The sequence below is a fragment of the Paenibacillus sp. genome (assembly GCF_048976745.1).
Taxonomy (GTDB): domain Bacteria; phylum Bacillota; class Bacilli; order Paenibacillales; family Paenibacillaceae; genus Paenibacillus.
The window spans coordinates 843040-857448 of sequence record NZ_JBHGUU010000006.1; the positions used below are offsets into that span (position 1 = coordinate 843040).

Consider the following 14409-nt stretch of genomic DNA (forward strand, 5'->3'; position numbering starts at 1 on the left):
TGGCCTAGTGACAAATTGGAACCATATTTATGCAGGTTATCTTCCCGATTACCCATTAGCATCATCGTCGAGAGGTCTCTGCCAGAAAATACGGATCGTCCGTCCGCAGTCTGTCTTCATCCATTGCGCGTTGAAAATGAGTGGCTAACACTTCGTGAATATGATGTTCTGCTTCTCGGAGCATGGTTACAATCTCTGCATGTGGCTTGGCTCGTCGGGCCTCTTCGTAACCATGATTGGGTCTTCCGGGCAAAAGCTTGTGTGATTTTTCTGTCATTGGACTTCCTTCCATGAATATTTTATGACAAATAACGATAGTTAGCAAAACCAGCTTGTAATTATACTTACCGGTAAGTATAATTTATCAATAGTTAAAAAAGACAACACATTCTCCTCATAACAAGGTGGTTTTAGGGTTGAAAACAGCACAACGTACAAACAAATGGAAAAAGGTAATGATGTGGACGATCCTGTCCATCGTGATCATTGTAGCTGCGGTGTTCGTATATCGCAATTCGGTTACGTATAGTCCCTCTGAACGAGCTGAAGCGGCGATGACAAGTGACGCTCAGGTTAACGTCACCAAGATCAAGGACGGTTACCGGTTTGAACCCGTGAAAACAAAGGTAACCAAACCGAATATTATTTTTTATCCAGGAGGTCTGGTCGAACCTGAAAGTTATTCTCCGCTTGCCAGAGAAATGGCAGAAAAGGGGCACCGCGTATATATCGCGAACATGCCAATGAACTTGGCGATTTTCGGTCAAAATATGGCAGATTCCTTTATCGAGGAACATCCTGACGAAACGTTTGTTATTGGCGGGCATTCATTGGGAGGCTCATTTGCAGCGCGATATGCTGCGGAGCACAATGAAAAGCTGGAGGGCGTCTTTTTCTTGGCTTCCTATGCCGATGAAGGAGGTAGCTTAAAGAATACGAACTTGTCTATTTTACAGATTACAGGTTCGAATGATGGGGTGCTTAACAGGGAATCCTGGGAGAGCGCCAAAGCAAATCTTCCGGAAGACACGACTTATGTAAGTATTGAAGGTGGAAATCACGGTCAATTTGGCTCTTACGGTATGCAAAAAGGAGATAATCAGCCTGAAGTTACGGAAGAGAAGCAGGTGGAAGAGGTCGTCGTAGCATTGGATAACTGGATGGATGGATTCAAATAAGATTATAAATTAATGTGTTTAATGGTAATGATCCGTGGTACGATTAAAGTCGCTATTTTAGCGGCTTTTTTTCAGTTAAAGGAGTATATTGATTGAATTTCAGTTCAATGATAGGCTTAAAAATGAAGACAGCAAGAGCAAGAACATCAAAAGGAGAAAAGATTATGTTTTTCAGAAAATTTGCTTACACATTAGTGATTATCCTCGCTGCATTATTGTTCTCGGGTTGTACATCAGAGTCTGTACTTGATATCGAATCACCTCAAGTATCGGAGGATATGGGATTTGATGAGGTTGCCAATTATATCTCGGAGCATCATGAACTCCCACCCAATTACATTACCAAGAAAGAGGCCAGGGAATTGGGCTGGGAGCCAAGTGAAGGGAATTTACATGATGTCGCTCCAGGCAAAAGCATTGGCGGCGACGTGTTCGGTAACCGGGAAGGGCTGCTTCCGAACAAAAAAGGCCGGATATGGTATGAAGCCGATATCAATTACACCGGAGGACGGCGCGGAAGCGACCGAATTCTATACTCGAATGACGGTTTAATCTACCAGACGACAGATCATTACAAGTCATTTGAACAGTTAAAATAAACGGAGGTCATGATATGAGCAATATTCAGATTGACGGATATAACATTCACAGCAAGGAAGAATTGCATCAAGTGCTTCGAAACCAGCTTGAGTTAGACGAGAACTACGGAGGCAATTTGGACGCGCTGTGGGATGTCTTAACTGGGGCTGTCAGCATGCCGCTTACCGTTCAATGGCTTGGTTTCGAGAAAAGTAAAGAAATTCTTGGTGATTACGCTGACCAACTCATGGAATTGTTGCGGGAAGTTGAAGCGGAGATCCAAGGATTTACGTTGGAATTATATTACTGAAAAGAATGTTTGGTGTTATGAGGCGATGGGCAACCATCGCTTTTTTTGGTCTTCACATTTTACTGAGACCCATGTCTAGATCATGCTATTTTCATGGCTTAATAATCAAGGTTGGGGCTAGTAGACTTCCTTATACTTTAAGCATGGAATAGGTTAAGCAGGAGTGTAATCGTACACTAGCGTTTGATTATGTAAGCGTATACTACTCCAAAGCGAACCATCTTAATGTCTGGATTGGGTATTACAACTAACACCATTTAGGGGGCAGAAAAATAATGAGAGCCGTTTCAAAAATGCTAGGAGCATGTCTCGTAACAAGTGTTGTGCTGGTTTCCGCCGGTTGCGGTAACGCTACAGAGAATTCGGAATCGAATACCAGTGACCCTAACAGCCCGATCACTTTTACTTTCTTTGGCGCAGATGCAAGTCCCAACTGGAACAATATGCAGGATGCTGTAGGTAGGAAAATTACGGAAGAAACGGGTGTAACCATTAATGCAGAATTCGATATTTCAAGTGGAGGTGGGAACGACCGTATTTCCCTGATGGCTGCCAGCGGTGATTATCCGGATCTGATCTATCCAAAAGGCAACTTAAGCCGACTTGTTGATGCTGGTGCAATGCTTGATCTGACGGATCTGATCGAAGAACACGCACCCAATTTGAAAAAAATTTACGGTGAGCATTTTAATCGCTTGAAATATAGCAATGATGACCCATCCATATATTGGATTCCAACGAATGGTGCGATCGATCAAGAAAGCTTTGATGCGACAAATGGTGCTGCTATTCAGCATCGCGTAGTCAAAGAGCTGGGGTACCCTGAGATCAAAACCCTGGAAGATTATGAAAATGTCCTCCGAGAGTTTTATAGGAATAACCCAACGACAGATGATGGCCAACCAACAATCCCGCTAACACTCAGTGCAGATGGATGGCGCCGTATGATTACCGTAACTGATCCGGCAGTCATGGCTACAGGAGGACCTGGGGATGGTGAGTATTACATTAACCCTGACACATATGAAGCTGTTCTTCATTATAAACGTCCTGAGGAGAAGGACTATTTCCGTTGGTTGAACAAAATGTATAATGAAGGTTTGGTGGATAAAGACAGTTTTGTACAAAAGGATGATCAGTATAAGTCCAAAATCGCCAGTGGACGTGTTCTATCCGTGCTTGATCCACTTTGGGGATTTAGCGATGCGGAAAATGCTTTGAAAAGTGCAGGCAAGGACGATATGACTTACGGATTCTATCCAGTAACGCTGAATGATAACTTCCAGCGCAAAGATTTTCAGGATATCGGCTTTGATGGATATGGTATCGGCATAACCGTTGATGCTGAAGATCCTGTTCGGGCCATCAAATTCCTCGATTGGCTTTCTTCTGAGGAAGGTCAAGTGTTGAGAAATTGGGGTATTGAAGGAGAACATTACGTTGTAGAAGACGGCGTTCGCAAAATACCGGCAGATATTCAGGAGCGTAAAAATAAAGACAATAGCACATTCAGCAAAGAAACCGGTATAAACTTATATACTATTTTTGGCGCTCATTATGGAGATGGTGTCAAAGATTCAACGGACAACTATTATACAACCAACTATCCTGAGCAGATCCAGGAAGGTTATTCTGATATAGAAAAAGAAACGCTGAAAGGTTACGGTATTACAACCTGGAAGGAGCTATTCCCTAACGGAGATGAGTTCCCGGTGAAAGAGTGGGGTGCAGCTTATAATATGCCGATTCCTACGGATAGCGGAAACTATAACGTGGTGTATCAGAAGACACAGGATATTATTCAGAAACGGATTGCGGAAGCAATTACGTCCTCTCCGGGTGCCTTTGAAGGCATATATGACAATATGATTGCAGAACTTGATGCTGCGGGCGCTGTAGCCATGGAAGAGCAGTATACGGAGTGGATCAAAGAACGTGTAAGTCTGTGGTCAGGAAAAGAAATTAATTAACGGTTGGACATGAAGAAAAAGAAAAACATCGAGCCATCCTGCATGGCTTGATGTTTTTTTGCTTTCGGCGAATTATCTTGTCATTATCATGGTAATATTTCAATTGTGTTACGTCGTTGTCTGCTATATTTGCCCGGAGAGATGCCAACCATTTTAGTAAAACTGCGAATAAAATTGGCATAGTCACTGAAGCCAGATTGAAAGCAGGCATCCGTAATACTCATTCCTTCAGAAAGGTGGAATTTGGCCCGTTCAATCCGACGACCCAAAATGTAGGAACGGATCGTCAATCCGGTATGCTTTTTAAATTGTCTACTAATATAAGTGCTGTTCATATAGAATGCTTCAGCAAGTTTGTTAAGTGTAATATCTTGATTGAGATGTATTTCAATATAATCCATCGTTTCACGAACCAGCTCAGGCATGATGTCATTGGGAACAAAAGAATTGTTGTGAAACCAGACATTAATCATGACCAATAATTGGGCTACGGCTGCATTTATTCTGATATCCGTACCATAAGCATCAGAAGCAAGTAATCCTTCCAGTTCATTCGTACAATGCAGCATCTGCTTCAAGTTATAGTCGTCTAAATGTACGATATTGCCTGTTCCTTTGGGGCGATGATCAAAACATGACGATAGATTGGTTGATGGTGTGGAAAGCTGATAAAGGTAGTTTTTTTTGAGATTGATGGTAATGCGCTCATATTCAGATTCATCCAGAATAAAGGCTCGGTGCATCTCCTCGGGTGACATCACAAGTAAATCGCCAGGCTGAACATGGTAACATCGATTTTCTATATAGAAGTGAACGTTGCCACGAAGAAACAGGTAGATCTCATATGCATTATGTCGATGATAGATCGTTTCCAGCTTATACGTTGTTACGCGGTGCAGATATAAGAGCTCAGGCTGGATGGGATCATAAAAACATTCAGAGGATCCACTCATGAAGTACCTCCCGTCATTTCACGCAATAAATAGAGCGGTTAACGCAATGAAATTGTACTCAGCTTACCTTAAAATGTAATCATCCTATCATGATACCTTTTGTATTGCAAACGCTTTCTATTTATAAAGCACAACTAAAAACGATTATAGGGGGATTCTTTCGATGAATCATCATTCTACACCACATGCTGGTGAGCAAAATCAAGACCAAGCGGCCAATCTGGAGCGTATTCCAGGGGAGATTGGAAAGCTTCGTCCCAACGGTAACCCTCTGGTGGCCCACAAATTCGGAGCCGATCCCTATGCTTTGGTATACAACAATCGAGTTTACTTATATATGACTAGTGATAAGCTGGAATATGATCAGGACGGTCTTCCTCAGAAAAACAGTTACAGTTCAATCAACCGGATTACGGTCATTTCTTCGGATGATCTAATCAACTGGACCGATCATGGGGAGATCAGAGTTGCTGGACCTCAAGGCGCGGCAACATGGGCTTCGCAATCCTGGGCGCCGGCAGCTGCTCATCGAATCTTAGATGGAAAGGACTGTTTCTTTCTTTATTTCGCCAACAATGCCAGTGGAATTGGTGTATTGTCTGCACCAACACCTGTAGGTCCATGGGTAGACCCTATAGGCAAAGCACTTATTACAAGAGAAACTCCAGGAGTGGAGGAAGTAACCTGGTTGTTCGATCCGGCTGTCATTGTAGATGATGATCATCAAGCCTACATATACTTCGGCGGAGGTATTCCGCAGGGGAAAGCGGAAAGACCTGATACCGCAAGAGTGATGAGATTGGGAGACGATATGATCAGTGTTGTTGGCACAGCGAAGGTGATCCAGGCGCCTTATATGTTTGAAGATGCAGGGATACATAAATATAATAATAGTTATTACTATACGTATTGTTCCAATTTTGTCGAGGGTGATCGGCCAGAGGGCAGCCCGCCTCCCGGTGAGATTGCATATATGACCAGTGTTCAGCCAATGGGGCCATGGACATATCAGGGGACGCTACTCCAGAATCCAGGCCACTTTTTTGATGTTGGGGGCAATAACCATCATGCTATATTCCAACTGGCCGATCAGTGGTACATTGCCTATCATGCTCAGACATTAAGCCAGGCCATGAATATTCCCGATGGTTACCGTTCAACACATCTGAATCGTGTCGAGCATGATGAGGCTACCGGTAAGATCCAGAAGGTACATGCAGATTATCAGGGCGTAGATCAAATCAAGTTCTTCGATCCCTATGATCGGGTAAGCGGTTCGACGATTGGCTGGAGCAGTAAAGTAACAACAGAGCAATATCTTGACTCTGCTGAGAGTTCTGCATCAGATTCGAATACGATGTCTGCTAAGCTGCAGAATGACAGTTGGATAGCCATATCCAAGGTGGACTTTGAAAGTGAAGGACCCGCAACCTTCTCAGCCATTATTGCCAATCAAGGAAGCGAAGGTACGTTGGAACTTCGGGTTGATCATGCAGACGGACCGTTAATTGCCGAAATCAATGTTCCGCCTGCGACCGGATCTCTTCAATGGATGGAACTAACCACGAAGGTTACGGGTGCAAAAGGTGTGCAAGATTTGTATATTAAGCTTAAAAATTCAACAGACAGCTCCATCATCCTTTTAAGAGAATGGAATTTTAACAGAAAAAATGAGGTGTAATTGAAGCATGTATCCGAATCCGATTATTTGGGCTGATTACCCGGATCCAGACGTTATTCGTGTAGAGGACACATATTATATGGTGAGTACGACCATGCACATGATGCCAGGATGTGTCATCCTGCGTTCATATGACCTGATCCATTGGGAAGTAGCCACATATGTATACGAGACATTGGACGATACACCTGCCCAACGGCTGGTGGATGGTCAGCAGATTTATAGCAAGGGCATGTGGGCTGCATCCCTCCGCCATCATCAAGGGATGTTCTATGTGATCTTTGTGGCGAATGATACCCGAAAAACATACTTGTACACGTCACCCACCATGTCGGGAGTGTGGAAGAAACAAGTAGTTGAAGGGTTTTACCATGATTGCTCCTTATTTTTCGACGATGATGAACGAGCATATCTTGTATACGGGAATACCGAGATCTATCTGACCGAATTAAGCCCTGATCTGTCGGGGCCCAAACCTGGTGGAGTGCATCGCTTGATTGTAAAAGACGAGCAACCTCATCACCTTGGTTATGAAGGTGCACATTTCTACAAGATCAATGGGAAATATATTGTATTCCTGATTCATATAACGAAAGCTTCTGGACGGAGAACACAGGCGTGTTATACGGCCGACTCTCTGGAAGATGTCTTCACTGGTGGAGAAGTATTTAACGACGATATGGATTATTTTAATTCTGGTGTTGCTCAGGGTGGCATCGTGGATACGCCGGATGGGGACTGGTACGCTATGCTGTTTCAGGATCATGGGGCTGTAGGACGGATTCCTGTTTTGGTTCCGCTACACTTTGATCAAGATATACCTGTGTTTGCAAGCAAAGCTCCGAAACAGATTGATATCCCGAGTACTAGACCAGAGCACCGTTATAACCCGTTAGTAGGTAGCGACAGTTTTAATTATGAAGCCGAAGAAGATGGAAGAATAACCCTCCGTGATTTTTGGCAATGGAATCATACACCTAATCATGAATTCTGGTCCGTCACAGAGAAACCTGGAGTTTATCGTGTTCGAACGGGACAGATCAGCCCCAATCTGACGTTCGCCGTAAACACACTAACCCAGCGTTCAATGGGGCCCGCTTGCGAAGCCATGGTTACGCTTGATGGCAGTCGTCTGAATGATGGAGATTATGCCGGGTTGTGCTTTCTGATCGGTTCGTACGGTATGATCGCTCTTACGAAGCAGGATAACAAGTTTTACTTGGTCATGCATGCTAGAAACAGTGGTAACGCAACCATATTTGGCAACCTGGTTGACCAGGAGCCAGCCACTGAACATGAACGTATCCCGGTATCCGATCCAGTCGTTAAACTGAAAGCATTCGGAAATTTTGAGAACAATCTGGATGAGTGCTCTTTTGCCTATTTCGATGGGATGGAATGGAGAGATCTAGGGATTGTCCATAAAATGATATATAAATTGGATCATTTTATGGGTTGCCGAACGGGATTGTTTGTATATTCAACCCAGATAGTTGGAGGAACAGCTGACTTTTCGAATTTTGAATATCGTGTGATTCATCCTGATGAGAAACAATGAAATAGGTAAAAGCCGCCCAACGGCGGCTTTTCGTATTCAATAATTACAAGTTGTTGTACAATGATATGGATTCAAAGTTGACAGAGAGAGAGTTGTTCAAACCGAACTGGGGGCATGTCGTCATGTATAAGAGATGTCTGGACATAACAAAATGGACCTTCATTCTGTTCCTGGCTGTGTCGATACCAGCAGGTCATACCGAAGGGGATTTCAAACAACATCATCCACAGCCAGATGGGCAGCAGATGCAACTTCCCGCTACGTTAGAGAGGTATTCTCCTCCCATAGAGGTCTCTTTTGTCAGGGAAACCGGAGATGACCTCGAGCGCATGATTAGCCAGTTGCCTGGTGAGACGATGCTGGATAATCGCTGGACGCGTTTGTACGAGAAAGAGCTGGGTATTCAAATTCACTATGACTGGATTGCTAATGGAGATGTATACAATCAGAAGCTGGGTGTAACTCTCGCCGCAGGACGTTTCCCGGATGTGGTAAAAGTAAATCCATATCAACTTAGACAACTGAGCAACGCTGGATTGATCGAAGATTTAACCCATGTGTACCAAGAGCATGCTTCACCACTTACGAAGAGTATATTAGAGGCAGAGGGAAGAGGAGCATTTGACGCGGCGACCATTGACGGCAAACTCATGGCTATTCCTGAATCATCTTCCTCGATTGAGACTGCGCAGTACCTGTGGATTAGAACCGATTGGTTGAAGAATATGGGGCTACAGCCGCCCGAAACGATGGAAGAACTTCTTCAGATTTCGAAAGCGTTTACAGAAGGAGATCCTGACGGGAACGGAGAGCAGGATACGTACGGACTTGCGCTAACAAACCATCTATGGGATCCAGTTATGGGAGCTGCGGGATTGATGTCAGGCTACGGCGCCTACCCTAATATATGGGTTAAAGATGCAGAAGGAAATCTCACTTATGGAGGTATACAGCCTGAAGTTCGCGAGGCTCTGAAAGCCCTGCAGACATTGTATCGTGAGGGCCAACTTGATCCGGATTTCGGCTATAAAAATGGAAGCAAGGTGTCTCGTGTGGTTCAGGAAGGCAAAATAGGGATGCTCTACGGAGAACAGTGGACACCCTTTATGCTCCAGACCACCCGTGACACAGATGCAGATGTAGAATGGCAGGCATATCCCATTGTTGCCAAGTCGGACCGGAGTCTGTTTGTACCGCTGCGTTCCAATACCGGGCAATACTTTGCTGTAAAAAAGGGATTCTCTCATCCGGAGGTGGTTGTAAAGCTCATGAATCTGCATCTGGACATCAACTGGGGAGATCAGGCACAGTACGAAACCTACTATAATGACGACTCCCGAGCTGTATGGATGCTTTCACCAGTGACACCATTTCCCGGTAACAAAAATATAGATGCATACAAACAAATTCGTGATGCCAGAAGCACAGGAGACTTCTCGGCTCTGGAAAATGAAGCGCTCGCCATTCACAAACGCATTGTGGCCCATGAATTGGAACATGTTGAGAGCGGCTGGGGCTGGAAACAAACCTATGGGCCTTCGGGTGCGTTTAGCATTGCAGATGCGTACGAGAAGAATGGTCAACTTCTCTATGATGAGTTCACTGGCGGCATTACGGACACCATGGTTGACCGACAAATTATTCTTCGAGATCTTCAGCTTGAAGCCTATATGAACATTATTCTAGGCAGACCGATAGAAGAGTTTGATCAATTCGTAGAGAATTGGCGCAAGCTGGGGGGAGATCAGATCACATCGGAAGTTAACGCGTGGTTTCGCACCAGCAAGCCAAAGGAGCGCTAATGTTCACTTTATTCATACAAGGAACCCACTCAGCCTTTGGCATTGGAGGTGAATGCATTGATCAAGATCCCTGCTAAATCATGGTTTAACAGTATATTTGCGCGATTAATAATCACCTATCTGGTATTTGTGCTCCCCCTTATTCTTCTTGGAGTGTATCTGTATCATTGGAGTTATGACAATGCAAGCCAGGAAATATCGTTGTCAACAGAGAGACGGTTGAACCAATATGTCGTGGAATTGAACAGAGAGATGGAATGGATGGAATTACAGCAGTTTGATATCGTTGAGGATCGCAAATTGAATCGTCTGGCTATTCTCTGGGACATGATGGATCAGGTTGAGCGACGGGATACATTAAATTACCTGACTGAACGACTTGCTTCATTCAAGAATAGCACCGCTTATATCAAAAACGTTTATGTACATATCCCTTCTGTTGGCAAGAGTATATCCGCGATCCAAGGCATCGATGATTTCAATAAAAGTTCATATGTATACTTCAGTTCAGGCATGCAAGGAAAAGGTACACGTTTCACGGTGAAAGAGGACACCTTGAACCTCAGTGCCGTCAGGTTGACAGGTACGAGAGGAGAACCCCCGCTTTTTGTCATTCAAGTAGAGCTGGATACCGCCCATTTTCAAAATGAGCTTACAAGGCTTAATCTGTACCCAGAGAGTTCAACTTTTCTGATTGAGGACAAAACGGGGCATGCCATCACAGATAACCTACAATCTAGTGTTATTCTCGCGAATTACCGGGAGCACAGTGTAAAAGGTACACTTGATGGCTTTCGGATGAAGGTGGGGGACACCATGTATCATGTGAGTCAGTTGCATATGGATTCCCTGGGCTTATCCGTAGCTACATATCTACCCGAAGCCATTGTCACCAAACCGCTTAGCAAGTTCTATCACTGGGCTTGGCTGTTTGCAATTACATCATTTGTTGCCATCACGGCGTATCTCTATTCAAGCTACAAGTTGATTCATATTCCATTACTGTTATTGGTGAAAAGATTCAAAAAAATGGAGGGAGGCATGCTGGATGTTCCCATCGCGCATAATCGAAAGGACGAATTCGGCTTCCTCTACACCCGTTTCAACCTAATGATTGAAAATCTTCAATCCCTGATCGACCGGGATTTCAAGAAAACACTGATGATGCAGCGAGCCGAGTTGAAACAGCTCCAGTCCCAGATTAATCCTCATTTTCTGTACAATAGCTTCTTTATTCTGAATTCACTTGCAAGAACAGGGGAAACCGAACGTATTGAGCAATTCACTAACATGCTTGGAGAGTATTTCAGGTTCATTACCCGGAATGAAACAGATCATGTGAAGTTGAAAATGGAAGTTGAGCATTCACGAATCTATACAGAGATTCAACAATTACGATTCTCCAGACGAATCAAGGTCGATTTTGGGTCACTGCCTGCTGAGATGGAACATATTCACGTTCCCAGGCTCATTATTCAACCCATTATTGAGAATGCATATGAACACAGCCTTGAAAAGAATACCGACTCTGGTCTTCTAATTATCGGGTTTCATATGGAAGGTTCATATGCCGAGATTACCGTAGAGGATAATGGAAATGAGTTGGAGGAGCAACATATTCAAGCTCTTCAACAACGGTTGCATAAGGACGGAAGTACGGATGAAATGACGGGTTTAATCAATATTCATCGACGTCTGGTGCTGACGTATGGCGAAGGAAGTGGCCTTTTCCTATCCAGAAGTGAACTGCAAGGATTAAAAGTCACAATTCGAATCCAGTGGAAAGAGGGAGAGAACGAATGTATCGACTTTTGATTGTAGATGACGAGGAGATTATCACAGATAGTCTCTATGAAACGTTCGCCAGACACATACCTGATCAGCTTGATGTATGTAAAGCCTACTCTGCAACAGAAGCATTGTCCTGGATGCAACGTTCAAGAATTGATATTGTTCTAACGGACATCCGCATGCCGGGTATGAGTGGCTTGGAATTGACAGAGCGGATTCAAGCCAGTTGGCCGAATTGTCGCGTCATTTTTCTGACAGGACATAGCGATTTTGATTATGCCTACCAAGCTTTTCAGATGGCCAATGTGCGTTACTTGCTCAAAACGGAAGGCTATGACAAGGTGATGTCTGTTGTCGAAGATGTGATGGAAGAGATTCGGCGAAGTCACAGCATGCTTGAGTTGTTGGAACATTCTCATAAAGTCAACTCGCAGCTTGCACTGATTCAACAAAAAGAGTATTTGCGTAAGCTGCTTCAAGATTGTACAGCGGTTATGGCTTCTACTAGGGATATGCAGGACGAATTATTCAAAAGAGATATAAGTTTACAAATTAACTCACCTGTTTATCTCATACTGGGTCGGTTCAATCATCCGCCTGAAAAAGGTTCGGACCTGACACAAGTTCAGGAATCTGTTCGCATTATTGGCTCATCTCTAATGAATGAACGTACAGTGTGCGCAAGTGTAACAGACCATTACGGGGATACGATCTGGCTGCTTCAGCCGAAGCAGGAGGAAGAGATGACCAATGATAAACTTGTACGATTCCTGGAAGGCACACTTGAATTGGTACAGGAAGCTTGCATGGCATCACTTGGCGTATCCATTGCTTTTTCATTAGGTGGTCGAAGCTGTAATTGGTCTGAGCTAACCAAACAATATGAACGTCTGAGATTACTCCAATGGATGAAAATTGGGGATGGCGTATCCATGGTACTCACGGATCATCGTAATGATCTTTCATCGGATGTACCCAAAGAATCCATGCGGATCTCAAACCGGATCGAGATGATGTCGGGATATTTGGAAACGGGACGAATTCAGCCATTTTACGATAGTTTTGAGGAGCTAACGGGCGAATTACTGCAACAGGATATTACGATGGAACGTGCCATGGAGACATACTACAATCTGGCCTTATTATTGCATTCAACGATCAATCGTTGGGGACTTCAACAGAAGATCCCGGATCAACGAAGTTTGCTGCATTTAGGGGAGTATACTTGCATGAAGGATGCAGTACAATTTTTATATCGTGCTGCCGATGAATTAGTCCGGTACAAAAGATCAAATGAACAGGAACGCGCTAACGTTGTCATTCATTCCTTATGCAGTTACGTCAAGGAGAACCTTGAGAAAGATCTTTCTCTGGTGAGACTGGCAGAACTTCATCATTTTAATCCATCCTATCTGTCCCGATTCTTTAAGCAGGAAATGGGAATCAACCTGTCAGAGTTCATTGACGACTGCCGAATAAGAAGAGCCAAAGAATTGCTCCAGAACACAAATCTTATGGTACGTGAGGTTGCACTTCAAGTGGGGTACGAGGCTGCGCATTCGTTTACCCGACTTTTCAAGAAAATAACGGGAATGACTCCCCAAGAATATCGAGAATCCCTTTTGGTGCGTTAATAGTGTTTCTCTGGAATTGACCAGCCCAAACAACCATAAAAAAACGCAGGGAGAACAACTCCTGCGTTTTTTGTAGTTATGCACTGATAAACAAAGCGATCCGGTGATCCAGCCTAAGCCGTGTGGATTTTTTGCCGTCTATAAGCATTGGGACTTGATCCGGCATACGCTTTGAATTTTTTATAGAACCAATCAATATCTTTATAGCCTACCTCAATAGCAATCTCATATATTCGAAGATTCGTGGAAGACAACAACTGCTGTGCCTTTTCCATACGTTGCTGGAGCACATAATCATTGAAAGACATCTTTTCTTCCAGCTTAAACTTCTGTCCAAGGTATGCACAGTTAAAATGAAGCATGTCAGAGATGTTCTTCAGCGTGATTTCATCACTCAGATGATCCCGTACATAGGCTTTGACGATACGAATGACATGACTGGAGTGCATGGGCTTACCATTCATTTGAACGGGCGTTTTGAAGAACGATGATGCTTTGTGTGCCGGATCGGTTTCAAGGTGGGATCGAAGTCCATGCAGACTGTTAAGTAAAGAAGAGGGACTAACAGGATACGGGAGATAATCATTCACCTGATACGTCAAAGCTTTACGTACGAACCTGAAGTGATCTCTTCCACCCATCAGGAGGATGGGTATCTGACTTTTTTGTCGAATATCATTGCATAACCAGAGCCCCGCGGTATCAAACCTCTCTGTATGTACCATAACAAGGGAAAAGTCTCGTTCTGACAATGCGGTCAAAGCCTCGGCCGATGAGAATACACAATTTGCGATAGTATATTGAGCTTTGCTCCGTAGCAACATCTGTTGCAACTCTCCGCACAAACGACGGCTGAAATCCACAAGTAAAATATCATACATGAAGCAATACCTCACCTTCTGCTGAATTGTAATCCGCCAGATTAACTGAAAGTTGACTTAATTTCATTATGA

At 43.9% G+C, this 14409-nt stretch carries 12 protein-coding genes; 9 read left to right on the forward strand and 3 right to left on the reverse strand.

What is annotated here, in order from left to right; translation table 11 throughout:
- Positions 1-61 precede the first annotated feature (61 nt).
- The gene (locus ACE3K2_RS10495) at positions 62-277 is read right to left on the reverse strand and encodes a hypothetical protein (RefSeq protein ID WP_421889548.1); all 216 of its coding nucleotides are present in this window, start codon (positions 275-277) and stop codon (positions 62-64) included.
- A 139-nt stretch (positions 278-416) separates the two neighbouring features.
- Between ACE3K2_RS10495 and ACE3K2_RS10500 the strand changes: the two genes are divergently transcribed.
- The 4 genes from ACE3K2_RS10500 (at position 417) to ACE3K2_RS10515 (ending at position 4037) form a co-directional block, all read left to right on the forward strand.
- Complete coding sequence (locus tag ACE3K2_RS10500; RefSeq protein WP_421889550.1) at positions 417-1178, forward strand: alpha/beta fold hydrolase; 762 nt, start codon at positions 417-419, stop codon at positions 1176-1178.
- Positions 1179-1342: 164 nt separating this feature from the next.
- Complete coding sequence (locus tag ACE3K2_RS10505) at positions 1343-1777, forward strand: ribonuclease domain-containing protein (protein ID WP_421889552.1); 435 nt, start codon at positions 1343-1345, stop codon at positions 1775-1777.
- A 14-nt stretch (positions 1778-1791) separates the two neighbouring features.
- Positions 1792-2067, forward strand: a complete 276-nt coding sequence (locus tag ACE3K2_RS10510; RefSeq protein ID WP_421889554.1) for a barstar family protein — start codon at positions 1792-1794, stop codon at positions 2065-2067.
- Positions 2068-2342: 275 nt separating this feature from the next.
- The gene (locus ACE3K2_RS10515) at positions 2343-4037 is read left to right on the forward strand and encodes an ABC transporter substrate-binding protein (RefSeq protein ID WP_421889556.1); all 1695 of its coding nucleotides are present in this window, start codon (positions 2343-2345) and stop codon (positions 4035-4037) included.
- Positions 4038-4123: 86 nt separating this feature from the next.
- Here ACE3K2_RS10515 and ACE3K2_RS10520 read toward each other — a convergent pair whose 3' ends face one another.
- On the reverse strand, positions 4124-4990 hold the full coding sequence (locus tag ACE3K2_RS10520; protein ID WP_421889558.1) for a helix-turn-helix domain-containing protein: 867 nt from the start codon (positions 4988-4990) through the stop codon (positions 4124-4126).
- A gap of 163 nt (positions 4991-5153) precedes the next feature.
- Here ACE3K2_RS10520 and ACE3K2_RS10525 point away from each other — a divergent pair, with 163 nt between their 5' ends.
- From ACE3K2_RS10525 to ACE3K2_RS10545, 5 genes are all read left to right on the forward strand, one after another.
- On the forward strand, positions 5154-6671 hold the full coding sequence (locus tag ACE3K2_RS10525) for a glycoside hydrolase family 43 protein (protein WP_421889560.1): 1518 nt from the start codon (positions 5154-5156) through the stop codon (positions 6669-6671).
- 7 nt (positions 6672-6678) lie between these two features.
- Complete coding sequence (locus tag ACE3K2_RS10530; protein ID WP_421889562.1) at positions 6679-8229, forward strand: glycoside hydrolase 43 family protein; 1551 nt, start codon at positions 6679-6681, stop codon at positions 8227-8229.
- A 122-nt stretch (positions 8230-8351) separates the two neighbouring features.
- Positions 8352-10031, forward strand: coding sequence for an extracellular solute-binding protein (locus tag ACE3K2_RS10535; RefSeq protein WP_421889564.1), 1680 nt, complete (start codon positions 8352-8354; stop codon positions 10029-10031).
- A 57-nt stretch (positions 10032-10088) separates the two neighbouring features.
- Positions 10089-11846 carry a sensor histidine kinase gene (locus ACE3K2_RS10540; RefSeq protein ID WP_421889566.1) on the forward strand — a complete coding sequence of 586 codons (1758 nt, stop codon included), beginning with the start codon at positions 10089-10091 and terminating at the stop codon, positions 11844-11846.
- Positions 11831-13456 (forward strand): response regulator transcription factor, encoded by a 1626-nt coding sequence (locus ACE3K2_RS10545; RefSeq protein WP_421889568.1) that lies wholly within the window; start codon positions 11831-11833, stop codon positions 13454-13456. The genes ACE3K2_RS10540 and ACE3K2_RS10545 overlap by 16 nt, the downstream gene beginning before the upstream one ends.
- Positions 13457-13569: 113 nt before the next feature.
- On the opposite strand, the gene ACE3K2_RS10550 is transcribed toward ACE3K2_RS10545, so the two are convergent.
- A complete protein-coding gene (locus tag ACE3K2_RS10550; protein ID WP_421889570.1) occupies positions 13570-14337 on the reverse strand; it encodes a helix-turn-helix domain-containing protein in 768 nt (255 codons plus the stop codon).
- Positions 14338-14409: the final 72 nt, after the last annotated feature.

Coding starts and splice junctions, on each gene's coding strand:
- ACE3K2_RS10495 (WP_421889548.1), bottom strand. CDS start 277: ATGACAGAAAAATCACACAAGCTTTTGCCCGGAAGACCCAATCATGGT.
- ACE3K2_RS10505 (WP_421889552.1), top strand. CDS start 1,343: ATGTTTTTCAGAAAATTTGCTTACACATTAGTGATTATCCTCGCTGCA.
- ACE3K2_RS10510 (WP_421889554.1), top strand. CDS start 1,792: ATGAGCAATATTCAGATTGACGGATATAACATTCACAGCAAGGAAGAA.
- ACE3K2_RS10515 (WP_421889556.1), top strand. CDS start 2,343: ATGAGAGCCGTTTCAAAAATGCTAGGAGCATGTCTCGTAACAAGTGTT.
- ACE3K2_RS10520 (WP_421889558.1), bottom strand. CDS start 4,990: ATGAGTGGATCCTCTGAATGTTTTTATGATCCCATCCAGCCTGAGCTC.
- ACE3K2_RS10525 (WP_421889560.1), top strand. CDS start 5,154: ATGAATCATCATTCTACACCACATGCTGGTGAGCAAAATCAAGACCAA.
- ACE3K2_RS10530 (WP_421889562.1), top strand. CDS start 6,679: ATGTATCCGAATCCGATTATTTGGGCTGATTACCCGGATCCAGACGTT.
- ACE3K2_RS10535 (WP_421889564.1), top strand. CDS start 8,352: ATGTATAAGAGATGTCTGGACATAACAAAATGGACCTTCATTCTGTTC.
- ACE3K2_RS10545 (WP_421889568.1), top strand. CDS start 11,831: ATGTATCGACTTTTGATTGTAGATGACGAGGAGATTATCACAGATAGT.
- ACE3K2_RS10550 (WP_421889570.1), bottom strand. CDS start 14,337: ATGTATGATATTTTACTTGTGGATTTCAGCCGTCGTTTGTGCGGAGAG.